22 protein-coding genes, 3 pseudogenes and 1 other annotated feature (1 of these 26 running past the window's edge) are annotated in these 24,021 nt (G+C 43.0%); of the genes and pseudogenes, 17 read left to right on the forward strand and 8 right to left on the reverse strand.

The window, feature by feature from the left end:
• Positions 1-83 precede the first annotated feature (83 nt).
• Together QNH10_RS03390 and QNH10_RS03395 are read left to right on the forward strand one after the other, a co-directional pair.
• A complete protein-coding gene (locus tag QNH10_RS03390) occupies positions 84-1,694 on the forward strand; it encodes a M20/M25/M40 family metallo-hydrolase (protein WP_317940468.1) in 1,611 nt (536 codons plus the stop codon).
• 95 nt (positions 1,695-1,789) lie between these two features.
• Positions 1,790-3,052 (forward strand): MFS transporter, encoded by a 1,263-nt coding sequence (locus tag QNH10_RS03395; RefSeq protein WP_283733514.1) that lies wholly within the window; start codon positions 1,790-1,792, stop codon positions 3,050-3,052.
• A gap of 228 nt (positions 3,053-3,280) precedes the next feature.
• Here the strand turns inward: QNH10_RS03395 and QNH10_RS03400 are convergent, their stop codons facing one another.
• On the reverse strand, positions 3,281-3,910 hold the full coding sequence (locus tag QNH10_RS03400; RefSeq protein ID WP_283733515.1) for a CBS domain-containing protein: 630 nt from the start codon (positions 3,908-3,910) through the stop codon (positions 3,281-3,283).
• 88 nt (positions 3,911-3,998) lie between these two features.
• Between QNH10_RS03400 and QNH10_RS03405 the strand changes: the two genes are divergently transcribed.
• Both QNH10_RS03405 and scpC read left to right on the forward strand, forming a co-directional pair.
• Entirely contained in the window at positions 3,999-4,691 is a 693-nt protein-coding gene (locus QNH10_RS03405; protein ID WP_283733516.1) for a LytTR family DNA-binding domain-containing protein, read from the forward strand.
• 165 nt (positions 4,692-4,856) lie between these two features.
• Entirely contained in the window at positions 4,857-6,380 is a 1,524-nt protein-coding gene (scpC, locus tag QNH10_RS03410) for a succinyl-CoA:acetate CoA-transferase ScpC (protein WP_283733517.1), read from the forward strand.
• 318 nt (positions 6,381-6,698) lie between these two features.
• On the opposite strand, the gene QNH10_RS20415 is transcribed toward scpC, so the two are convergent.
• From QNH10_RS20415 to QNH10_RS03420, 3 genes are all read right to left on the reverse strand, one after another.
• Positions 6,699-7,082 carry a magnesium transporter gene (locus QNH10_RS20415; protein WP_347177976.1) on the reverse strand — a complete coding sequence of 128 codons (384 nt, stop codon included), beginning with the start codon at positions 7,080-7,082 and terminating at the stop codon, positions 6,699-6,701.
• On the reverse strand, positions 7,024-8,055 hold the full coding sequence (mgtE, locus tag QNH10_RS03415; protein WP_347177977.1) for a magnesium transporter: 1,032 nt from the start codon (positions 8,053-8,055) through the stop codon (positions 7,024-7,026). Before mgtE ends, QNH10_RS20415 begins: the two co-directional genes overlap by 59 nt.
• Positions 8,056-8,333: 278 nt before the next feature.
• The gene (locus QNH10_RS03420; protein WP_283733518.1) at positions 8,334-8,612 is read right to left on the reverse strand and encodes a hypothetical protein; all 279 of its coding nucleotides are present in this window, start codon (positions 8,610-8,612) and stop codon (positions 8,334-8,336) included.
• Positions 8,613-8,734: 122 nt separating this feature from the next.
• Between QNH10_RS03420 and QNH10_RS03425 the strand changes: the two genes are divergently transcribed.
• The 3 genes and pseudogenes from QNH10_RS03425 to QNH10_RS03435 all read left to right on the forward strand — a co-directional run bounded on the left by QNH10_RS03425 (position 8,735) and on the right by QNH10_RS03435 (position 10,989).
• A complete protein-coding gene (locus QNH10_RS03425) occupies positions 8,735-9,547 on the forward strand; it encodes a transporter substrate-binding domain-containing protein (protein ID WP_283733519.1) in 813 nt (270 codons plus the stop codon).
• 69 nt (positions 9,548-9,616) lie between these two features.
• Positions 9,617-10,249: an amino acid ABC transporter permease gene (locus QNH10_RS03430; protein WP_283734561.1), complete on the forward strand. Its 633-nt coding sequence runs from the start codon at positions 9,617-9,619 to the stop codon at positions 10,247-10,249.
• Positions 10,250-10,264: 15 nt separating this feature from the next.
• Positions 10,265-10,989: pseudogene (locus tag QNH10_RS03435) on the forward strand (amino acid ABC transporter ATP-binding protein).
• 41 nt (positions 10,990-11,030) lie between these two features.
• On the opposite strand, the gene QNH10_RS03440 reads toward QNH10_RS03435, so the two are convergent.
• Positions 11,031-11,717 carry a hypothetical protein gene (locus tag QNH10_RS03440; protein WP_283733520.1) on the reverse strand — a complete coding sequence of 229 codons (687 nt, stop codon included), beginning with the start codon at positions 11,715-11,717 and terminating at the stop codon, positions 11,031-11,033.
• Between the two features lie 175 nt (positions 11,718-11,892).
• Between QNH10_RS03440 and QNH10_RS03445 the strand changes: the two are divergent.
• Positions 11,893-12,818, forward strand: a pseudogene (locus QNH10_RS03445) (AEC family transporter).
• 205 nt (positions 12,819-13,023) lie between these two features.
• On the opposite strand, the pseudogene QNH10_RS03450 reads toward QNH10_RS03445, so the two are convergent.
• A pseudogene (locus QNH10_RS03450) lies at positions 13,024-14,087 on the reverse strand (M24 family metallopeptidase).
• Positions 14,088-14,252: 165 nt separating this feature from the next.
• Here QNH10_RS03450 and QNH10_RS03455 point away from each other — a divergent pair.
• The 9 genes from QNH10_RS03455 (at position 14,253) to QNH10_RS03495 (ending at position 22,458) form a co-directional block, all read left to right on the forward strand.
• Entirely contained in the window at positions 14,253-15,503 is a 1,251-nt protein-coding gene (locus QNH10_RS03455) for a helix-turn-helix domain-containing protein (protein WP_283733521.1), read from the forward strand.
• 232 nt (positions 15,504-15,735) lie between these two features.
• A complete protein-coding gene (locus QNH10_RS03460) occupies positions 15,736-16,161 on the forward strand; it encodes a hypothetical protein (protein WP_283733522.1) in 426 nt (141 codons plus the stop codon).
• Positions 16,121-18,151, forward strand: a complete 2,031-nt coding sequence (locus QNH10_RS03465) for a hypothetical protein (RefSeq protein WP_283733523.1) — start codon at positions 16,121-16,123, stop codon at positions 18,149-18,151. Before QNH10_RS03460 ends, QNH10_RS03465 begins: the two co-directional genes overlap by 41 nt.
• Positions 18,136-18,297 carry a hypothetical protein gene (locus QNH10_RS03470; RefSeq protein WP_283733524.1) on the forward strand — a complete coding sequence of 54 codons (162 nt, stop codon included), beginning with the start codon at positions 18,136-18,138 and terminating at the stop codon, positions 18,295-18,297. The genes QNH10_RS03465 and QNH10_RS03470 overlap by 16 nt, the downstream gene beginning before the upstream one ends.
• Positions 18,298-18,448: 151 nt before the next feature.
• Positions 18,449-18,883, forward strand: a complete 435-nt coding sequence (locus QNH10_RS03475; RefSeq protein ID WP_283733525.1) for a YugN family protein — start codon at positions 18,449-18,451, stop codon at positions 18,881-18,883.
• 143 nt (positions 18,884-19,026) lie between these two features.
• The gene (locus QNH10_RS03480) at positions 19,027-19,158 is read left to right on the forward strand and encodes a P-loop NTPase family protein (RefSeq protein WP_283733526.1); all 132 of its coding nucleotides are present in this window, start codon (positions 19,027-19,029) and stop codon (positions 19,156-19,158) included.
• Positions 19,159-19,257: 99 nt separating this feature from the next.
• Positions 19,258-19,923 carry an ATP-binding cassette domain-containing protein gene (locus QNH10_RS03485; RefSeq protein ID WP_283733527.1) on the forward strand — a complete coding sequence of 222 codons (666 nt, stop codon included), beginning with the start codon at positions 19,258-19,260 and terminating at the stop codon, positions 19,921-19,923.
• Positions 19,904-20,293: a hypothetical protein gene (locus tag QNH10_RS03490; protein WP_283733528.1), complete on the forward strand. Its 390-nt coding sequence runs from the start codon at positions 19,904-19,906 to the stop codon at positions 20,291-20,293. The genes QNH10_RS03485 and QNH10_RS03490 overlap by 20 nt, the downstream gene beginning before the upstream one ends.
• Before the next feature lie 5 nt (positions 20,294-20,298).
• Complete coding sequence (locus QNH10_RS03495) at positions 20,299-22,458, forward strand: ABC transporter permease (RefSeq protein WP_283733529.1); 2,160 nt, start codon at positions 20,299-20,301, stop codon at positions 22,456-22,458.
• A gap of 248 nt (positions 22,459-22,706) precedes the next feature.
• Here QNH10_RS03495 and QNH10_RS21035 read toward each other — a convergent pair whose 3' ends face one another.
• Entirely contained in the window at positions 22,707-22,769 is a 63-nt protein-coding gene (locus QNH10_RS21035) for a hypothetical protein (protein ID WP_430541110.1), read from the reverse strand.
• Between the two features lie 142 nt (positions 22,770-22,911).
• Positions 22,912-23,616, reverse strand: coding sequence for a 23S rRNA pseudouridine(2604) synthase RluF (gene rluF, locus QNH10_RS03500; RefSeq protein ID WP_283733530.1), 705 nt, complete (start codon positions 23,614-23,616; stop codon positions 22,912-22,914).
• 209 nt (positions 23,617-23,825) lie between these two features.
• Positions 23,826-24,021: a binding site (T-box leader), on the forward strand; it runs 30 nt beyond the window's last position.

Below are 24,021 nucleotides of genomic sequence, written 5' to 3' on the forward strand. Positions count from 1 at the left end.
ATACATCTATCACGTGGAGAATCTAACTAATAAACAGATTGGCATAGTTTTATTTGAAAGGCAGATAAATGGGGGGCTTAAAAATGATGAAGTGGAACACTCCGGAGAGTCTTGAAGATCTATTATGCGAAGTGGTAGGTTGGGATAGTCGAACGGGTACTGAGGGGGAAATTGAGTTTGCAACACGAATTTTAAAAAAGATTTTGGAAATGCACTACTTTCAAGAAAACAGTTCTCATATCCATTTTCACGATGCAGGTAAGGGCAGAAATGCGGTTACAGCGTATTACGATAGTGGGGTTACGAATAAAACAATTGTCTTAATCAGCCATTTCGATACTGTACATATAGAAGAGTTTGGTGGCTTGGAAGAGTTAGCATTCAATCCGAGCGCACTTACGGAAGAATTGAAGAAAAGGATAACCGATCTACCCGAGGATGTACAAGCTGACCTGAAATCCAATGACTATCTATTCGGTCGGGGAACGATGGATATGAAGATGGGGCTTGTTTTACATCTTCATCTCCTGGAAAAGGCAAGCATTGAAAAATGGCCAATCAACCTTCTTTTATTGACAGTACCGGATGAAGAAGTGAATTCTTCGGGAATGAGGGCTTCGGTAAAGGGGTTACTCGAGTTAAGGGCAGAATATGGTCTACAATATGAATTATTTTTGAATGGCGAGCCTTCATTTTCACAGAAACCGCAGGATACAAACTATTATATCTACTCGGGATCAATCGGAAAAATTATGCCGTCAGCGCTTTTTTATGGGAGAGAAACCCATGCCGGGGAACCGTTAAGTGGGATAACGGGTCATTATATGGCATCCTATCTTACAAAAGCAATGGAGTTCAATCCACATTTTGTTGAAGAGGAATACGGAGAAAAAACCCCGCTTCCCGTTTGTTTACAAGAGATTGACTTGAAGGAAGATTATTCCGTACAGACTTCTCATCATACTGCGGCTCTATATAATGTCTTTTTAATGCGACAAAATGCAGATGATATTATGACGATTTTTAAACATACCGCTGTCAATGCGATGGCTGAATGTACGAATGACTATAAGGCAATTTGTGAACGGGAGGGCGTCACACCGATTGGGGATATCCGAGTTTTGGAATACACGGAATTGCTTGAGTATGCGATTAAGAAATTAGGCGCAACTGAAGTAGAGGGTATTATTAAAAACGCAGAGGCTGATGATTCGTTTGACGAACGGAAAATGTCCATGCAGATTACCGATGATTTAATGAGGATTTGCCAGGAACTCGCTCCAGCGACTATATTGTTTTACGCACCTCCATATTATCCTGCCGTCAATTCATCTAATAATGAATTGGTCCGGGATAAGATTGCTTTGACGAAAAGGGTGTTGAAAGAGGAATTCAATGTTAATGCAACTCAAGTGCATTATTTCAATGGAATATCCGATTTGAGCTACGTTAATTACGATTCGGCGGATACTGGATGGCAGTCTTTCAAAAATAACACGCCAGTGTGGGGAGATACATATAGTATTCCGTTTACGGAGATGCAACAGCTTCAATCCCCTGTGATGAATATCGGGCCATTTGGAAAAGACGCGCATAAGCTAACCGAACGTCTTCACAAGGAAAGTGCATTCAAGTATACGCCATTTGTTTTGACCAAAGTAATTGAAAGCATGTTTGCGGAAGTGAAGGCTTAACAGAAAATTAATAGTTAAAACCTATTGTTTCAAGGCTATTAATTGTACACTGTATTTATAGACTATAATGAAGGTTCTTGAAAAGGGGTGGGGGAATGGGGAATAAGAAGTTTAATAAGACGGAAAAGAGTTGGATGTTTTACGACTGGGCGAACTCGGCCTATTCAATTATTATTACAACAGCAGTTTTTCCGATTTACTACAAGTCAGTGGCGACGAGTGCTGGTGTTGAGTCATCGCATTCGACAGCGTATTTGGCGTATACCGTTGCGATTGCCACGTTCATCTTAGCGATGATTGGGCCGATTTTAGGAACGATTGCGGATTATAAGGGATTAAAAAAGAAGTTTTTCTTAACCTTTTTCCTAATTGGTTCACTTTCGACGATTTCCTTGGCATTTGTGCCTGACGGTACATGGCTGCCGCTGTTGATCATTTATACGATAACGGCCGTCGGATTCCATGGGGCAAATATATTTTACGATGCATTTTTGGTCGATGTGACCCCTGTGGAGAAAATGGATGAAGTGTCTGCTCGTGGATTCGGGTTAGGGTATATCGGTAGTACGATTCCGTTTATTATCAGTATTGCAATCATTCTTTTAGCTGACAACGGAGTGATTCCGCTTTCGATGGCGGTAGCAACAAAGTTAGCATTCGTCATTACGGGAATTTGGTGGTTCACGTTCACGATTCCGATGCTCAAGAATGTTGTACAACTTCATGGAATTGAACAGGAACCAAGGATTCTTGCAAGCGGCTTCCGAAGACTTGGAGAAACGTTTAAGGAAATTAAGAAGTACAAAACAGTTTTCATCTTTTTATTAGCATATTTCTTTTATATTGATGGAGTAGGAACGATCATTTCGATGTCCACAGCATATGGAACGGATTTGGGTATCGGTTCGACCGATCTTTTGATTGTCCTATTCGTCACTCAAGTCGTTGCGGCGCCATTTGCACTTATATACGGTAGGCTTGCAAAGAGGTTTTCGGTGAAGGCAATGTTATATGTTGGGATTTTCGTTTATATTATCGTTTGTATTTACGCGTTTTTCTTATCGTCAGTGATGGATTTCTGGATACTTGCAATGCTCGTCGCGACCTCCCAAGGCGGTATCCAGGCATTGAGCCGCTCATATTTCGCTCAACTTGTACCGAAAGAGAAATCCAATGAATTTTTCGGTTTCTATAATATTTTTGGGAAGTTCGCTGCCGTCATGGGACCAATGTTATTGGGGGTTACTGCCCATGCAACGGGAAGCTCGGCATACGGAGTGTTTAGCTTGGTGATCTTGTTCATCATCGGTGGGATTCTATTGCGGATGGTTCCGAAGCCGGCGAGTGAAGCTGTATAAGGCGATATAAAAAAACAGGCGAATTCGCCTGTTTTTTATTTTACGTCTATACTCCGTGCGCCAGAAGCTCGGGTCATAAGTCAAATTTGCTTTGTGGCAAAAAGCACCACGCCGCAACTTTGCCTTATGCCAGAGGCCGGCAGGATGCCGGTCATGCAGTCGTTGCCGCAGGACGCGGCGTCCTTAGACTGCGAACCCCTGCTATGCAGGCGCCCTGCGCTTTTGTTCTTATCTCGGTTTAATTTGCTGCATTTGTAAGATTCTAAAGCCGTTTTTCTCTAATTTTTCACGTATTTTAGTTGCTTCTTCTCCAGATTTTCCGTTTTCCAACGTGAGGACAACTCTTCGGGCAAGGGCAGAACCATTGTCGAGCGTCATTAGGCCCTCGATGTTTTCATCCTTTAACACCGTTGTCAATTTTCGGATCATGCCGCGTGCTTCGGTTGAGGCAAGTGTAATATTAAGTCCACCAGTATTTAGGCCGAATGCATCTTCAAACACACTTTCGATTTTATTATGCGTTACAATACCAATAAGCTTGCCGTTTCTTACTACGCTGATGAATGGCAATGCCTTGATTTTAAGTAAGGCGCTTAAAAATGAAGCATCTTCATAAACGTAAACATCTTGATGCTCTAACAAAGGCTCGATTGACCCTTGTTCATCGCCTTTTTCTTCGTATAAATAGGAGAGCAAATCGACCTTATAGATCATTCCTTTATACGTATCATCGTTATCTACAACAGGGATACAGCGGTATCCTGTCTCAATAATTTTCTTGTATGTTTCGGAAACAGTTTGTTCCACTTTTACCGTTGCGACTCCTAATCTTTCTACGATTAAATCTCGAATATGCATGCTGAATGTCCCCCTTGATTTTTCTTTTTTGTCATAATTTTTTGTTACTTAGTATCTTCCATTATAATTCAAAAGTTGAATGTTGTACATGAAAACTTATATCTATAGTAAAGAGCTTTTCAAAGAAAGGAGCAAGGATGGGCATGTTGAACTTGGACTCCCTTTTAGATGTTATCGGGAATTATTTGCTGATGAAATATCCATCGTTGTATCGAATACAAAAGAATACGTTTATTATCGACCAAGCAAACGGATTGATTTGAAAATCAGGCCTGGTGATCCTGTAAGGGAAGGGACACTTGCGTACAAAGCATTAACAGAAGGCCAGAAAACTTCGGAGTTCATTAACCGAGATGTTTTCGGCGTCCCTTATCATGGTATGGCCGTTCCTTTTCATAATGATGGTGTCATAGATGGCTGTGTTATTGCAATTTATCCGGCATATACGGAAGGGAAATCGGTTGTCACTTTGAAAACACAGGACGGATGGGTCCCTGTTCCATTTTCGGAAGTGAATTATATTGAAGTAAAGAATCGTAAGACCGTTGTTGTAGCCGATCATATTACAGGTACCCACAAGAATTCATTGCAAAACTTTGAGTATGTCTTGCCGCATGATCTTTTTGTCCGTTGCCATCGATCGTTCATCGTGAATGTGACGCATATAAAAGAAATTTTTCCGGACACTCACTCAACTTTCTTGTTATCTATGAGTGACGGTGCACAAATTCCTGTCAGTCAGTCGTACTCAAGTTATTTTAGAAAACTATTGGGTTTTTAATCTTGGTCTTAAAGCGCGCTGAACAGTTGCTTAGTCAAAAATATGCTGCTTTAGACAAAATGTATGGCTGTTTATCCGCTAATATCGTTTTTCATCCTCAAATTCCCTTTCGTTCCTTTGGATGCGATAAGATTAAGCCAAAGACAATCAAAGGAGCGGTTGGGAATGGGTAACCACATGGATCGTATCAGACATGAAGGATTGAAAAATGTTATTGTTTCTGCTGAAGAGGCGGCTTCTTGGGTTAAGGACGGAATGACGTTGGGGTTAAGCGGGTTCACTCGTGCGGGTGATGCGAAAGCGGTTCCAATGGCTTTGGTAAAACGCGCTGAAACAGAAAAATTCAAGGTGAACGTATTTACAGGTGCTTCACTCGGATCAGATATAGATAGATTGTTTACGGAAGCTGGGATTATCAATAAGCGTTTGCCATTCCAAGCGGAAAGAGCAATGCGTAACGGCATCAATAACGGGGAACTTCTTTTTGTAGACCACCATCTATCTCACACAGCAGAGTGGATTCGCGCAGGTGTAATTGAACCAATTGATTTCGCAATTGTGGAAGCGGTTTCAGTTACTGAGGACGGAATGATTATTCCTTCGACTTCTGTTGGTAACTCGTTATCGTTTGCAAAGCATGCAAAATCAATCATTATTGAGATAAATACAGCTCATTCTTCGGAGTGGGAAGGTATCCATGATTTATATGATACTGGTAAACAAGGCGAGCGGAATCCAATCCAGCTAACGAAAGTGGATGATCGGATCGGAACAGTCGGAATCCCAGTAGACGTGGATAAAGTCAAAGGAATCGTATTTACACATCAAGCAGATTCTCCATCGACAATCACTCAACCAGATGAGGACACTGAAATCATGGCTGGACATCTACTGTCGTTCTTACGCACGGAAGTAGAGTCCGGCAGATTGACAAATTCATTGGCACCTCTTCAATCAGGTATCGGCTCACAGGCAAATGCTGTACTTCATGGCCTGTTAGACTCGGAATTCGAAGACCTTGAAGTGTACTCGGAAGTATTGCAGGATGCTGTATTTGACTTGATTGATGCGGGTAAAGTTCGTAAGGCTTCATGCGCTTCAATTACATTGTCACAAGAGAAGATGGATAAAGTATTTAGTAATTTAGATAAATATCGAGATAAATTAATCATGCGTCCACAGGAAATTTCGAACCACCCGGAAATTATCCGCCGACTCGGATTGATTTCTATCAATACTGCACTTGAGCTGGATATTTACGGAAACGTCAATTCAACGCATGTAACTGGAACGAAAATGATGAACGGCATCGGCGGCTCTGGAGATTTCGCACGTAATGCACGGCTTGCTATCTTTGTGACAAAGTCAGTTGCCAAAAACGGTGACATTTCCAGTATCGTACCATTTGTCTCTCACGTGGATCATACAGAACATGATGTCGACGTCATCGTTACGGAGCACGGATTTGCGGATTTACGTGGACTTGCACCAAGAGAGCGTGTCGAATTGATCATCGGAAATTGTGCGCACCCAATGTACCGTGCACAATTATGGGAGTACTACTCTGAAGCGCTTGAGCGAGGCGGCCACACACCGCATGTGCTTGAAAAAGCGTTCTCATGGCATACGAATTTGATGCAGCACGGGACAATGCGCCCACGCACTGAGCGTACGGAAGAGTTAGTTTAAGTACACTGCCATTCGAATTAAAATATATAAACCGCAAAAAAGCGATCCCTTCTATGGGGTCGCTTTTGCATGGTGTCGATGACATGCCAGCGGGAATTGCTCGAGTTAGGTGGAGTTATGCTCGAGTTTTATGGTGTTATGCTTGAGTTGGGGAGGTTATGCTCGAGTTTGGACTGGGTATGCTCGAGTTCGATGGGGTTATGCTCATCTCGGGACTATCGACTCATCAAAAAAGTACGGGAGGACCATGATTTCGCGGAAAGTCCACTGTAAAATCAATTATCCGATTGCGCCAAATGCCTTTGACCAATAAAATCTTTACATCAATTTCGAGATAAACATCGCTGCAATACCGAAATAAATAAGCAAGGATAAAATATCATTTATGGTAGTAATGAGTGGACCGGACGCGACGGCAGGGTCGACTTTGAATTTATTCAAAATAAGTGGAATGACAGTGCCCGCGAGTGTGCCGATAATCAGAGTTGCAAAGAGAGATGCCCCTACGACAAGACCAAGCGCAAGGTTTTGTTGCCAAAAATAAGCGATGATGGCTATAATGACGCCGTTGATGACACCAAGCATGATGCCGACAAGCAGTTCGCGGAAAATGAGACTGAATGTCTTTTGCATCGTCAGTTCCTCAGTCACAAGTCCGCGGACGACAATGGCTAACGACTGCGTTCCAGTATTTCCGGTCATCCCCGAAATCATCGGCATGAAAAGGCGAGCGCAACAACGGCTTCAAGTGTTGCTTCGAATTTGGCAATAATGCTTCCCGAAACAGTCCGATGAATAATAGCAATACGAGCCAAGGCAATCGTTTAAAAGCAGCTACAACCGGTTTTGTATGAAAATCAATTTCCTTCCCAGACGCAAACAACATTTCAATATCTTCATTCGCCTCACGTATAACGATGTCGAGCACATCATCCGCTGTAATAATACCAACCAAAATATTTTCATCATTTACGACAGGTACAGAAAGAAAATCATAGCGTCCAATCATTCTCGCAACTTCGCTTTGTTTCGTATTCTCATTGACCTTGACGATATCGGATGTCATCACCTCCGAAATGGGATTCTCCGGTTTGCATAACAGAAGGTCCCGATAGGAAGCGACGCCAATCAATTTCTTCTCATCATCAATGACGTATACATAATTCAAGTAATCCGCGAACTCCCTAAAATGTTTCAGTTTATCAATCGTCATTCGGACAGTATATGATTTGTGAACCCATACATACTGACTGATCATCACCCGCCCGGCAGATTTCCTCGGATACTTCATCTGCTTGCGTATCGCCTTTTTCTCCTCATCCTTCATCTGGGCGATCAACTGATTAACTTCTTTATCCGGCAAATCGGAGAGTAGTTGGGTAAGTTCGTCACTTTTCAAAAGCTCCATTAATTCTGTAGAACGGATTGGGCCGATTTTCTTTAGCACAAGAAGCTGTTCACCACGTGTCAAATATCTTAGTAGGGTCACTAATTGATCTAAAGAGAGCCATTCCAAGAATAGGATTCTACGTTTTCGCGGCAAGTTGCGGTAGTGAATTGAAGTGTCATATGGCGATAATTCACTAATCACCTTTTGGAAAGTATTCTTCTGACCTTCTTTTAATAAATGAACAATTGCGCGTGAAATCTCTTCTTTTCCTCCATTGACTGACATGACTCTCTTCACCTCACTTACTATTTCGATGAAGTACTCGATAACCTGTCTATCCCCTGATAGTTGTTTAGATAAACAGAGTGGGGATTGTAAGGGGGCTGTTTTTCAAGTTGAATTGTAGCCATTCGGTGGTAAATTCGCCTAAGTCGGTGATAAACACCCGAGAGTCGGTGATAAAGTTGCCCGAGTCGGTGATAACACGCCGAGAGTCGGTGATAAACCCCGCCAAGTCGGTGATAAATGGTTGGGGCCAGCTCTTTTTGTCCAAGTGGTGATAACTATGCCCTGAGTGGTGATAACAGTGTTCCAAGTGGTGATAACGGACATTTAAGTGGTGATAAACATGTTTTAAGTGGTGATAAATGATTCCAAGGGCAGTTTTTCAAGTTGAATTGTAGCCATTCGGTGATAAATTCATCCAAGTCGGTGATAAACACCCGAGAGTCGGTGATAAAGTTGCCGAGTCGGTGATAACAAGCCTCAAGTCGGTGATAAACCCCGCCAAGTCGGTGATAACGCCTCAAGGACATGCCTGCAATAGGTGCTACCAATACCAATTAGTCTCCCTCCCAACCAATCTCCCCCAAAAAAAGTAGGTTTATTGGATAAATGATAGGGAAAGAGAGTTAGTAGGCAAATAAATTCGGCATCGGTCGATGACAAAAGGGAGTTTTTTAGAATGAGAAAATGGAAAACGCTATTATTCTTGCTTATAGCAACTGTTTCAGTGCTCGCAGCATGTGGAGAGGACAAGGGCGAATCGAGTGATAATGAGTATGGTCTTGTTAAGAAAGGTAAATTGACATATGCGGCAAGTGGTCTTTATAAGCCGTTCAACTTTGAAGAGAATGGCGAGTTGACAGGGTTTGACGTGGAAATCGGAAAGGCAATTGCGGAGAAGATGGGCTTGGAGGCTAATCCGGTGACGAACCCGTTTGAAACGATCTTGCAAGGATTAGTTGCGAATAAATATGATGCCATCATCGGTTCGATGGCTTACACAAAAAAACGTGCAGAGCAGGCGGCGTTCACGGAGCCTTACTACTACTCTGGCGGAATGATTTGGGTTGCGAAGGACAATGACGAAATCAAGACCCCAGAAGATTTGAAAGGGAAGAAGATCGGTGTCGTCTCGCAATCTACGTATGAGGAGCCAGCGAAAACTTTGTCGGACGATATCCAATATTATTCCAGTGACGTTGTAGCACTTAAGGATTTGACAGTAGAAAACCGTTTGGATGCTGTCATCACGGCGGACATCGTCGGATTTGAAGCAATTGAAAATGGATTTGAAATTAAAGAGGTCGGCAATCCATTATGGGTGGAACAGCCATCAATCGCGGTGAAGAAGGATAATGAAAAGCTTCGTGACGCGATTGATCAAGCCCTCCAAGAAATTATCGATGATGGTACCTATGATGAAATCTCACAAAAATGGTTCAAACGGAATCTGTTAGACATCGACTTGGAAGATGCGGAATTGCTTGAGTAAATATGGATTTGTAATGGAAAGAGGGATTGATTAGTGCCTGAAACAATAAAAACATTTTACGAAGTATTCATGAACACCTATCCGGGTTTCCTCGAAGCGGTACTTGTCACCCTGAAGGTAACGGCGATTGCAGTTGTTTTGGGAACCGCATTTGGAATTATCTTTGCACTGATGAAAATATCAAAATCAAAACTTTTACAGACGATTGCAAACTTATATATTCAGATTATCCGAGGGACGCCGCTCATCGTACAGATCATGTTCCTTTATTACGGAATTACGTCGATTGTCGTCCTGTCGAATTTCTGGGCGGGGGCGATTGCGCTTGGTATCCATAATGGTGCCTATATTGCAGAGATTTTCAGAGGTGCAATCCAAGGCATTGACCGTGGCCAACGTGAAGCAAGCCTTGCGCTCGGCATGAATCGAACTCAAGCGATGCGCCGTATTATTTTCCCACAAGCGCTTCGCCGTGCGATTCCGCCACTCGGCAACCAGTTCATCATAACATTGAAGGATTCTTCCCTTGTTTATTTGATAGGGGTTTCGGAGTTGTTCTCGCGTGCGAATCGTGAAGCTGCAGCGAACTTCTTGCCGTTTGAGACATTCCTCGTCGTCGGATTGTATTATCTCATCCTCGTCCTTATTTTCACTTGGTTGTTGAAGCTGTATGAGAATAAATTGAATGTGGATGGATCTTGATAGGGAGGAATACAGATGATTAAAACGAAGAATCTTCATAAATCTTTTGGTGAATTGGAAGTTTTGAAAGGGATTGATCTGGATATTAATCCTGGTCAGGTTGTCGTCTTGGTCGGGGTCAGCGGATCCGGAAAAAGTACATTGCTCCGCTGCTTGAATTTCCTTGAGAAGGCAGAAGAGGGGACGATATCCATCGATGGCCGTACGGTGGATCGGAAAAAGGACGATCTTTCACAAGTTAGGGCTGAAGTTGGCATGGTGTTCCAGCATTTCAACCTGTTTCCGCATAAGACAGTTCTTGAGAATATAATGGAAGCGCCGTTGATCGTGAAGAAGGCGGATAGGGGGAAGGCAAAGCAATTGGCACATTCCCTTTTGGAAAAAGTCGGTCTCTCCGATAAGGCGGATGTCTATCCGAATAAGTTGTCTGGTGGACAGAAGCAGCGTGTCGCCATTGCGCGGGCGCTTGCAATGGAACCGAAAGCTTTGCTATTCGACGAACCGACATCCGCACTCGATCCGGAGCTTGTCGGTGAAGTACTTCAAGTCATGCAGGACCTTGCGAATGAAGGGATGACGATGGTCGCCGTGACGCATGAGATGAAATTCGCAAAAGAAGTGGCGGATCGCATCATTATGTTGGATGAAGGCGTCATTATCGAAGATGCCGATCCAGAGACATTTTCAACCACTCAACAAACGAGCGGACACGGCAGTTTTTGGAGATGGTCAATGTGTGAGTAAAAAGCAGCTTCCTATTGTAATAGGGGGCTGCTTTTTATCAATCTATCTCACTCACCCATTCAGGCACATAACTAAGATTGACACGAGAGGAATTCGCTAAAAAAGTTAAAATAGTAGGCTCCCGATAACTGTTGCTATGATACAACTGATAATAAAATCGGTCATCCTTCCACTCCATGAGATTTATCCTAAACAGCGCTTCCACTCCATCGTCCAACGAAATTGTTTCCACATCATCCAACCCTGAGTCCACCAAGGAATAAGCGATAGGCTCTTTACTGACACGATAATAATACGTGCCGTACGTAAGCTGTTTATTATATTCCCATTTCGCACCCTTACGGACATCGATTTTCATATCCCGATGCCTGACAATATGCGTAAACTGCACAGGCTCCCCATCTGCATACGCTACTTCACCAAAGGTACATTCGACAAAATAAGGTTCATCCTTAGGCAAAGGCATATATTTCCCAAATTCCTTCATCGCATCTTCCGTCTGTTTATATCGCTTATAATTCTTCTCATCGATTGTTTCACCTGCAATGTTTTGACTCACCTCAAATTGACCGACTGGTTGATTGAAAAAAATAAAAGAATCGTAATGAGGTGCTTTCCGCATGCATGAGTTATTGTTGGAAAAATAGTAAGCCCCGATAATGATGAATAGTAATAGGATGGGGATTATTACTCTGGGTTTTCTTATTAACTTCATTCGATCCATGACGAAACGAAACCCCCTTTACCGTCCCGAAGTAACTGTACCCTTTGTGTTTATTGTACCACAATAAATTACCGTTTTCTGATTATTATTTTAATTACAGAAACAAATTAATTTCTTGTATACTTAAATGAAAGAAGTTTCTGAGGATTAGAGCCTCACAACAGGGGGAGACACTATGTTCATCGGAACCATTTTCATTAATATCATTATACCTATCTTAATCCTCCTCCTTGTCGGGGCAGGTTTGCAAAGGAAATTCGCATTCAATTTAAAAGCAATCTCGAATCTGATTACATATTGTCTTATGCCAGCCGCGGTTTTCATTAATCTGTATCAGACAGAGATTGACGTGCAAATTCTATTGGAAATCATCGGTTATTTGGTTGCGTTCAGTTTAATAATAATTGTTGTTACAACGGTTTTAAGTAAATTATTGAAGTTGGAAAGAGGGGAAGCGGCGATATTCAAAAACAGTATTTCATTAATCAACTCCGGGAATTATGGGATACCGGTCAGTCAGCTGCTATTTCATGCAAATCCTCTCGGCATTTCCATACAAATTATCGTGATGGTCTTCCAAAATATTCTAACGTATACATATGGATTATATAATTTGATATCCGCTACGAAGTCGGGGTTGGAAATTCTAAAATCGTTATTGAAAATGCCGGTCATCCACGCGATGCTTCTTGGCGGTTTGTTGAATTGGCTGCAAATCCCGATTCCGTCCTTTTTATGGACTCCTATCAGCCATCTGGCAGGTGCATTTTTGGCAATTGCGCTTGTGTTGTTGGGAGCACAACTTGCACAATCGAATTGAAGACAATCGTCAATCGGACGATTGTTACAAGCAGCATCGGAAGGCTAATCATCGGACCAAGCGTGGCACTGCTCCTCATTTTCATTTTCGGGATAGATGGCGTAGTCGCCCAATCTCTGTTCATCGCAAGTTCCTTCCCAACGTCAAGAAACAGTTCGACACTTGCGTTGGAATACGACGTACATCCGGATTTGGCGGCGCAGACTGTTTTATTTTCAACCGTTTTAAGCGCAATCACGGTTACATTTGTAGTTTATTTGTCTACGGTGTTGTTTGTTTGATTGAGGAGTGAGGTGGGGCGGTAGGTAAAAGGTCACGAAATGACGATAAATTTGTGAAAGTGACCGATAACTTTGCCGAAGTGACCGATAACTCCCTAAAAGTGACCGATAAGTTTGTGAACTTGACCGATAACTCTCTGGAAATGACCGATATTCCGTCTCTCCGAATTAAAATGGACTTCCAGCTAACCGGAAGTCCATTGTTTCAAAGAATGATCAACTCTTTAGGTGATTTCGTAATAATTTCAATTCCATCTTTTTTCATGATAATATCATCCTCAATCCGAACTCCGCCAAGGCCTGGAATATAAATGCCCGGCTCGACCGTCAACACCATTCCTTCCTCAACAAGCAGCTCGCATGTCGGATTCATGAAAATGTCCTCATGAATATACAAGCCAATCCCGTGCCCCATGCATGCCCATAATTGTCGCCATACCCTTTTTCGCTAATCAAATCACGGGTCAAAGCATCCGCTTCTTTCCCAGTCATTCCGACCTTGATGCCTGACAGCGCATTTTCGAGAGCGTCATAGACAATTGAATAGATTTCCTTTAGCTTCGGATCCGGCTCTCCGACTGCAATTGTTCTTGTCATATCGGAGCAATAGCCTTGATAATAGGCACCGAAGTCCAACGTTACCATATCACCTTGCTCAATTACTTTGTCACTTGCGACTCCATGCGGCAACGCGGAACGAACGCCAGATGCAACAATCATATCGAAAGAAGAAGAAGTAGCACCTAATTTCCGCATATGGAATTCCAGCTCATTCGCAACTTCAATTTCAGTGCGCCCGGGCTTAATGAACGTCAAAATATGCTCGAACGCAGCGTCTGCAATTTCAGCAGCTTTTTTCAAAATAGCCATTTCAGATTCATTTTTAATCATCCGCAGTTTCTCAACGACATTCGATACAGGCACAAGCTCTGGGTTGATTGCCTTCACAAGCTGGGAGTAATAAAAATAAGACTGATGCTGCTGCTCAAAACCTAACTTCTTGATTCCCAAGTCATCTATAAGTGTTGAAATTTCCTCATAAATGATAATGCGATCGATTTCCTTCACGGTAAAATCCGTAACCTGCTCATTCGCCTGGCTAGTATAACGGAAATCGACCAATAAATACGCTTCCGTTTTGGATACAAGCACAGTCCCCGCAGTACCAGTGAAACCCGTCAAGTATCTCCGATTGTAAGGATCCGTAATAATCATCCCATCGATTCCTAATTCGTCAAATGAACCACGTAACTTCACTAATTTCTCCATTATAAAACCCCCATTAATAGAAATATTCCCATTATTACTATGACATAGGAAGCCTGGAGATAATAGAGAGCATTTTTTATTTCTACTATTTAACTCAATAGATTTAATTTATTTAATTTTTCGGAATGGTATAATAGATTAAAATACACACAGCGGGTGATACAAATGGCTATTGGAACGATTATTAAAACAGAGCGACTTCGGAAGAATATGAAGCAGGAGACTTTGGCGAAAGAAATATGTTCCATTTCCCACTTAAGCAGAATTGAAAGTGGGAAAACCGAGCCAAGCGAAGAATTATTAAGGAAGCTATCAGATAGACTGGGTGTGCTGTTAGCTGTTGAAAGTGAAAATGTGGAAATGGAGCAGCTGCAAGACCAACTCGAAACAGTCATTAATGAACGGGATCAAGAAGGTGCAGCACAGTTAGTGGAAGAGTTAAATGTGTTGTTGCACAGAGTGCCAATTGAGGCGGAAATAAGACTTGACTTAGAATTGATGCTGCTAAGGGCGCAATCTGTCCTACCCAAGCAAGAAGAAAATATACTACAATCGTTAGCCAAGTTCACTGAAACTGATTTCAACTTAACACCAATCCAAGCGTTTCGGGCTCAACAAATTAAAGGAATGGCAAGTTATGGAGTAGGTGAGCTGAAAGTGTGTCTGGACTGTTTTTCTGAAGGAGCAGAATTGGCGGAGCTTCTTCCGCTCTCCCGTTTTGAACGGGCTGATTTTGCTTATGTTCAGTCGATTGCATTTATGGCGGATGGACAGAAATTTGAAGCGTTAGAAAAAGCGAAGGATGCACTGAGTTATTTCCAGTCAATCATGACGGGTCGTAGGGTATTGGAATGTCATCTTGTCAGTGGAGTTGCCTATAAACAGATTGGACAATTGGATCGTGCGCTTGAAACATTTCAACACGCAGAAAAAGTATGCCGCCAGTTTGATTTGCAAACTTTTCTGGGAATGATTTATCAAAACTTAGGAACTGTATATAACGCTATGAATCAATCGGACTTGGCCATATCGTACTTCCGGCAGGCGATTGACTGTAAAGAACAGCCAGAGGATCAGGTTTATACCATACTCTCTCTTCTAAGAATATACGAAGAATTAGGGGGTGGGGAAAAGGTTCGTCATTGGCTTGAAGAAGGCAATCGTCTCCTCTCACAATTAAGCGAACCGATACGCCAACGATTCAAAACACATTTCGATGTGCATCAAGCTTTACTTGAAGAAAATGATGAGCGAATTGAAGCCTCCCTTCTAACTGCAGTTCGCTACTTTCAGAAAAAGAAGGATAAGAATCAGACGAGGCACTATTCTAGGAGATTAGCGGAGTTCTATGCATCTAAGCGCAAGTACAAAAAAGCAGTTGACTATTATCGCCAGATAGTTGAGTTAGAGGATTAATTCATTATTTATTTTTTGCGCAATCCGATCGCCTAAACCAATTTAAACATATTGTTTTATTAATGAATTTGTACAAGTTTGAGCAAAAGCAGTGATTTTTCAACAACTAAGCTTATAAAACATCACATACCCCAGTTGTTCGGCTAATTGAATATTTCAGAATAAATGGTAGACTTTTTATTAAGGTTTAAGAATCAACGGTATGAACGCTAAGACGAGGGGGTGTAATGTTTTGGGTTTATTGAAATTTGAACTAAAGAAGATCTATCGGCAGAAGAAGCTGATTTGGTTGCTGGTTGTTGTCCTGTTAGGGGTAAGTTTTATCTTTAATCAGAACTTCTCTAAAAAGGAGACCATGAAAGAAAGGTATTCAGATATGATCCGACCATATTCTGAGGAGGCTGATGGCCTTTATCGTTTCTATAAGGATATGGAGTTAAAAGGTAACCTTGACGAAGAAATGGTGCAGCAGCAAGTGCATGTCAATGAGTTTGGGACAATTTTCTTTAATTGGAAAGGTGCAATTTATTACGAGGAATGGAGCAAAATACCTGCCATTGAACAGGGCTTTTTGAAGAATGTGGAATCATTGGAGGAAAGGGGGCGGGTTCAGTGCATTGTATGCACTGGAAAGGGAGAAGGCCATCCAAAAGAATGAGTGGCTTCTTGCGCATGATCTCCCCTATGTTGACGAAGAATTTCCGCTTGCGCCTGCACTTATTCTGAAGCAGAGTGCGGATTTACTCTTAAGTGCCGGAGCGATTCTGTTTCTCGTGCTGTTTTTCGGCAATGCGATGACAGCAGAAAAGGAGCAGCAGACTTGGCTGACATTAAAAACACAGCCGATTCCAAGAAGGCAGCGGATTTTAATGAAGTATGCGGGGATGCTCTTCGTCATGCTTGTGTTTCTCCTCTTGGTCGCTTGTATTGGTTTGCTCATTCCTTACCTATTCGGCGAGCAAGCTTGGCGCTTTGATTATCCGCAGCTTGTCCAATCTGGAGAGGTGTTCTCATTCATCTCAACATCGGCTTATTTGGTTCGAATCTTTGTGCTGTTTTTTACTGCAGGTGCATTGGTGTTTAGTTTCATCATGTTATTGAGCACGCAACTAAAAAGCTCTTTTTCAGTTTTGATAATGACGGGGTTCATCGGAGTAGTCGGATTTTCAGTGACTTTGATGAACGAAGGTTTGCAAGGGTTCTGGAATCCGTTTCATTTATTGAACATCTCGACGGTCGTTTCTGAAACAGCGGCAGGTTCGTTTTGGATTCTTCCTGTCAGTGCGATTGTTTGGAGTTTACTCATTCTAACGGCGGCCTTCGCATTGCCTGAGGGTGAAAAAGGTTTGTTTGGCGCTTCGGACGTGAAGAAACCTTTTGATGATGGGAAGACCCGTCGCGTACAGGCGATAAGGAACAGTGCACTGTTTGAATGGAGAAAGCTGAAGCGGCAGGGATCTTTGAAGCAATCCATTATTATTTTAGGGTTATTTGCTATAATCGGTTATTTTTTGCTTGGCCAGATTTCGCAGAAGAAAGAAGCGGAGTATATTGCTGCGGTGGAGGAGAGTTTAGCGCAATATAGGGACATGATTATTCCTGATCACGAGAGGCAGTTAGACACACTCGATGAGAAAAAAGCCGAGGCTGAAAAATCGGGTGATGAAGAAATGGTCAAGTTTTATGGAGAAGTGGAATTGCAACGTATAGAAACAATGCTCGCCCATTATAAAGAGGTCCTCGCTCACTATGAAATAGGTAAAAGAGCGTATGAACAGAAAGACTGGCAAACGTATAACCAATTTCAACTATACCGAAATAGATATATGCTTGGAGAATTCCATAACGAGTATATGGGTATTAGTGGTGGACTTTCTGGTTTTGACAGCTACGTCAAGTTGGAAGCAAGCAAAGCGGAGAAAGAGTGGCTAATAAAGCATGAAATTCAACCTATTATTTCAGGGATGATGATATCAACGATTTATGACAGTGGAGATAAGGAATTAAAGAAAGAGCATGTTGAATGGAATCGAAAGGTCGATAACAACGGATTGTTTTCACTTTATCTCTACCTTGACAACTTTGTTTATTTCATTCCAATGCTGTTATTGCTGTTTGTCTTTGGCGCAGGATTTGCAGTTGAGAAAGGGAAGCGTCCTACAATCCAAACGCTACAGACACAGCCGGTTGAGATGCGTTCGGTTTTCTTTGGGAAAGTCACGACGGCAGTTTTGGTTGGGATTTCCGGTTTAGTTGGCATCTTTGCGTTTGTCCTACTCGTCGGCACGCTATTCAATCGATTCGGAGACTGGTATTATCCGATCTTCCATTACAACAGTAAAAAGGTAGTGGAGGCTGAAGGATACACAGGGATGAGGGCGTTTGAGGGCGGCTTTGATTTCATGCCGTTGGGTGAATATGTGCTGAGCGGAGTGGCGCTATCCGTTTGCATCTTTTTGTTCTTGATTGCCCTTGTGCATTTATTGGGGATGTTCATTCCACGGTCATTCGTTGTATTTAGCCTTGTGGGATTGATTTGCGGATTTGGCTATGTTCTTAGCGACAAGTTAGGAGATTACGCGCAGTTTTCCCGTTCACGTATTTGGATATTGGGCGGATTGTTAATGGGGAAGTGGCGACGGTACTGAATAATCCGGGTGTGTCGGTGTTGAATGGGTGTTTGGTGCTTGTTGGTGCGGCAGTTTTATTGGTTGGTGTTGGGTATGGCGTTTTGCGTCTGAGGTCAAGGGTTGGAGTTAGAAAAGGGAAAGAGAGATTGGCGGCAACGATTTAAAGTGATTGACCTCTGTAAGAGTGAAGTTTTACAACATGGAATTGGGAATACCGTCTATATCCGATAGTGACATTTCGTTTTCAGAGCTTTGTATTTTACCCCCTCCTTTTGTGAATGCTGTATAGCGAATCATTCAGAAGGAGGAGTAACCATGTTAAAATTACAAACGGCTCTGGAAGGGCAGATTGCAACGTTTGGCCTTGTAAGGGACTGTATCCATGGGCTTGGGTATCATATGGGCGGCAATTGGGACTACCATCAAGGGTATTTTGATCATATTTTGTGCCAGGAGGGCGGCGAGACGATTTATGTCAGGATTCCTTTCTCCGTAATTGATGGTGAACTTGACCATCGTGAGGCTGTCATTCGATTCCGTACACCTTATATTATTAAGCATGTTGTCCATGTTGGACTTGATCGTGATGAAACATCTATGTTAAATGTTGCCGGCTTCAACCAGTTTCAGCCGCCGATAGACAAAGACGGCCAAATTACGAATAAGGACAGATGGATGCATGCCGGAGAAGTCGCCGTGCAGGAATTGATCGATTGCATGCAAGAGCAGGATTTATTGAAAATCAGCTGAATGAAAATAAAAGTAATCCACCTTGGTGGTAGTGGCTGAGGTGGATTGTTTTTATCCTGGATTTTAAATCAAATATTCAAATAAATGAGTTTGCAAGTATGGTAGAATGAAGTTTAGTAAAATATTGGAAGGGAGTGGGAGTAATGATTCTATCAGTAAAAGACGTGTACAAATCATATGGCAAGGAGCAGGTGTTGAAGGGGATTACGTTTGAGATTGAGGAGCCGCAGATCATTGCGCTTGTTGGGCCCAATGGGTCGGGAAATCGACGTTAATGAACATCATTACAAACTTGTTGCCTGCGGATAAAGGGGAAATTACGGTGCTTGGGAAAGAACAACCGGGATCCGAATATCTTCCGGGAGATTTCATTTATGCAGGATAATACGGTGCTATACGAATATTTGACGGGGTATGATCATTTGCAATTCATCTGTGATGTGCAAGGATTGCCGAAAAAGCAGCTTTTAGAGACGGCGGACCGGATTGGAATCACGAGTTATTTGAATAAAAAGGTGAAAAACTATTCGCTTGGAATGAAGCAGCATCTGTTGCTTGCGATGGCTGTCGTGAATAAGCCGAAATTGATGATTTTGGATGAACCGCTCAATGGTCTTGACCCAACGAGCGCGATCCGTGTGCGTGAGTTGCTCCTTGCATTGCGCGATGAAGGGACGACGATCCTGTTGTCTTCGCATAACCTTGCGGAAATTGACCGGGTGACGTCATCGATTTTATTCCTGAAGAAGGGGAATTTGATAAAGGAGAATATGGCGGAGTTTGAGCAGGTGCGCTACCAGATTGCGGTTGACCAAACGGCGAAGGCCGAAAAGGCGCTTGTTGCTGCGGGTGTTCCTGTCGAGTTAGTCGACGGGCGCTTGCATATTTATCGTCGCGATGTAGCGTTAAGCAACGTATTGCAAGTGTTGGAACGGGAAAATATAGTCATCGACGATATCGAGAAGAAAGTGTTTGGATCGGAGGAACGTTACCGGAAAATCTTCACGGAGGCAAAGGCCGATGAGCTTGTTCAAGTTTGAGCTGAAGAAGATCCTGCGGCAAAAGAAGTTTGTTTGGCTGTTGGTTATGGTGCTGCTGACCGTCGGATGGTTTTTTTATCAAAACAAAATTGAACAGGATTTAATGTCGAAAGAGGCAGAGGAAAAGATTCGTCCTATCGCTCTAAAGGTTGATCAATTATACACGCAACTTTATCCTTTGAAACGGGAGGACCGACTGACGGAGGAGCAGGCGAAGCAATTCGATATCTTAAACAATACGGCGACGGTCATGTTTCAATGGAAGAGCGCCATTTACGGAGAACGTTGGGATGAAGTTCCGCTGGTCGAGAATCAATTCTTTTCTTTATTGGCAAATTACGAGGAAGTCGGAGGGTCTTTACAACATTAGAGGGCGTGGAACGGGAAAAGGCCATTGAAAAGAATGCATATTTGGTAGAGCATCAACTGCCTTATGCCAATGAAACACATCCAATGTCCCCTGCCTTGCAAATGAGTGAGATAGCTCCAACTTTGCTGGGACCAGCCGGACTTTTACTGCTATTACTCCTTTTTGGAAACGCTTATACATCGGAGAAGGAGCAGCAGACTTTGTTGACGTTAAGGACGCAACCACTTCGCAGATGGAAGTTGTTGCTTGCGAAGTATGCGGGATTGCTAACCGTAACGTTTTTCTACTTAGTTTTCGTCGCGATTGGCGGATGGGTGATTCCGGTTGTTTTCGGAGACACATTCAATGACTTGTTGTATCCAAAGTTTCTGGAAATAGGTGATTCTTTCGCCATCATTCCTATATGGCAACATTTGTTGAATGTGACGATTCTATTTGTGGGAGCGGGGGCATTCCTTTTTGCCTTGTTGCTTTTAATCGGTACGCAATTAAGAAGCTCTTTTTCAACGATCATGCTGACAGGCTTCCTTACAATGATTGGCGTTGTACTGACGGAGGCACTGCCAATCATGCAGACATCTTGGAACCCTTTCCAGTTTTTCCGTGCAGACCGGTTTTTGACCGAAATGCCGACCGATTCGATATGGTTGTATGCAGTTTCGGCGTTTCTATGGAGCGTTTTATTGCTTACGACAACCATTTTCTTGCGTGAGGGCGAACGTGGTTTATTTAAATCGGCCGAGGAACTGAAGCCGTACCATAAAGGAAAGATGACACATCTCCGCTCCGTTTGGAATAATAGTCTGTTTGAATGGCGGAAGTCGAAGCGGAGGGGGCTTGTCGGGCAGTCTTTGATTGTCTTATTCATCGTTGCTATAGTCGGCTATTTCTATTTCGCGGAGCAAGCGAAGGAGAAGGAGACTGAGGCTCTCGAAAGGTTAGCGTCGATTGTAGAAGATGCGGAGAATGAGACGGGACTCATCGGTTACTTTATGGAGGCCATCGAAGAAATGGAGAAGCAGGTCGCAGAAGCAAATGCAAGAGGTGAAGACGGGGATTTCATATATGGACATAATATTGAACACTTCAATGAGTATATTAACGTTGCCCGTGAAGAAGCCGCGCTTGCCGAACTTGCATTGAAGGCTTATGGAAATCATGATTGGACCCCATTATACGATTATCAGCTGTTCAATGATCGTCGATATCTTGAAAGCTTGAAAGAGGTTAAAAAGCATAATTATGATCCACTCACCATTTTCGGCTATGAAACAGCGATTGCACAAAAAGAGTGGATGAAAGAGCATAATATCCGACCAGTCTTTGCCGGCACCTATATTCCGAGTATCCATGATCAATGGAAAGAGGAACATCGCAAGGAGAAGAAAGCGAATGAAATGCATAACCGGAAAGTGGACCATAGCGGATTGTTTTCACTGTTCATGTATTTCCGGGACTATCTGTACTTCATTCCGCTGATTTTATTCCTTATCCTTGTTGGCGCTGGATTTTCGGGCGAGCGTGGGAAGAGGCCGACATTGCAGTTGCTCGAGACATTGCCAATCATGAAGCGTTCCCTTTTCCTTGGAAAAGTGCTTTTCAGTTCTGCCATTGCGATAGGGAGTGCGATTATTGTTTTCCTGTTTGCCGTGCTCCTCGGAACGGTGTTCAACCGGTTCGGTGACTGGATGTATCCAGTGCTGCACTATCATAGCAGAAAGGAATTCCAATCGTTTGATTTTACAGGGCAGCGAGCATTCGAAGGTGGCTATCATTTCATGCCGCTTGGAGAGTATTTGTTAAAGGCTCTTTTGCTATATGTCTGCGTTGCATTATTCCTTCTTGTGTTGACGAATGTATTAGGGATATTTATCCGCCAGCCACTATTTGTGTATGCCCTTGCAGGATTGATTAGCGTAGCGGGTTATTTACTGAGCTGGAAATTGGACGATTTCGCTCAATACTCACCGTTCCTTTATCTAAACATACCAAAAATCGTCAATGGGGAGATTTTGACGTTGATGAATGATCCGTCAATTAATTTGTATATGGGGTGTGGGATGCTTCTTGGAGCAACGGTTTTCCTTTTAGTTGTGGCTTATGTTGGGTTGAGTTTTAGGAAGGGGTTTGTAAAGGGGAGGAATAGGGTTAGAGTGATGGTGTGAAGGCGTATTAACCAAGCATTTTTGGTTGCGGGAGATAGGGTGCTTGCTGGGGTTAACTAAAATCTGCAAAAATCAATTGATTGTAGATGCTCAAAAGATGATGTATAATGTAATTAGGACTTTTATAAACTAAAAGAGATTGTCCAATGCGCTAACATTGAACGATCAAGTGTAATAGTCAGGTCCCTTTTAGGGGTCGGCGTTTTTTGGTAAAGTGACCCATCCGAGCCGTTCAACTCAAGGATGGGTTATTTTTTATGGTTATTAGACAATATCGCTACGATCAATGCTCCGAATGCTACTGTAAGCATTAATGCTTCGAATACTGACACAGGCACCACCCCCTTTCGCGGGAGTGAGCCGACCAATCCTTGAGTTCACCTATTCTATTACCCTTCAATTATACCATACGTATGTTTGTGTTATCCAATGTTTGTAATATTCTTTACAAAGTCACCGTTTCGGCTCATAATCCAGCATTTGAAACATTTCGTTCAATTCCTTCTCATTCAAGTCACGCCATTGTCCAATTGGCAAATTGCCGAGATGGATGTTCATGATGCGTGTGCGCTGGAGGCGTCTGACGTTGTAATCGAGTGCCGAGCACATGCGGCGGATTTGGCGGTTCAGGCCTTGTGTCAATGTTATATTGAATTTGCGCGGGCCAAGTTGTTTCACTTTGCACGGTTTCGTTACTGTATCAAGGATTTCGACGCCGGATTCCATTTTGTGAATGAATTCCTTTGTGATGGGGCGATCGACGGTGACGATGTATTCTTTTTCGTGGCCGTGTTCTTCGCGCAGGATTTCATTCACAATATCTCCGTCATTCGTTAGAAGCAACAAGCCATCAGAGTCTTTGTCGAGCCGCCCGATATGGAAGATGCGGAGCGGGTGGTTGACGAAATCGACGACATTTCCTTCGATATGGCGTTCAGTCGTACTCGTGATGCCGACAGGTTTATTGAGAACAATATAGACAAGTTGCTCTTCGGTTTTCACAGGTTTGCCGTCGACACGGACTTCATCCTCTTGTTCAACTCTGCTTCCGAGTTCAGCGGGTTGGCCGTTGATAGTAACACGTCCGTCTTCAATCCATTTATCTGCGCCGCGCCTCGAGACGATGCCGGCTTCGCTTAAAAATTTATTGATTCGCATTGGGTTCCCCTTTTTTCGAGTTTCTTTCCCACTATTGTACATCTTCGGCGATTGTTATACAAAATTGCGGGGCTGCATAAATTATCGAAAGGTTGACAATTGATTGAAAGAATAGTAAGGTTAGTACAACTTTTTTGTTCGGAGAGGGTAGAGGTGCCGGGAGCGGTGCCGCCCAGGAACAGATGAGCCGAGTTGAGAAGAGCATAGCTGAGAAATTGTTGAATAAGAGGAGTAGCATCGGAATCGCGATGTAGAGAGTCAGTGGGTGGTGGAAACTGATTCGCGGCCGGTGTGAATGGACTTATGAGAGCTATCCGTGTTTTCCGGATGGACGTGTTTCCTACGTTACGGGAAGCGCTTTTTAGGCGCGCCGAGTGGAGGCTTTTTTGATATGGCCTCAAATAG

It is taken from the genome of Sporosarcina thermotolerans, from assembly GCF_030067815.1.
GTDB classification, from domain to species: Bacteria; Bacillota; Bacilli; order Bacillales_A; family Planococcaceae; genus Sporosarcina; species Sporosarcina thermotolerans.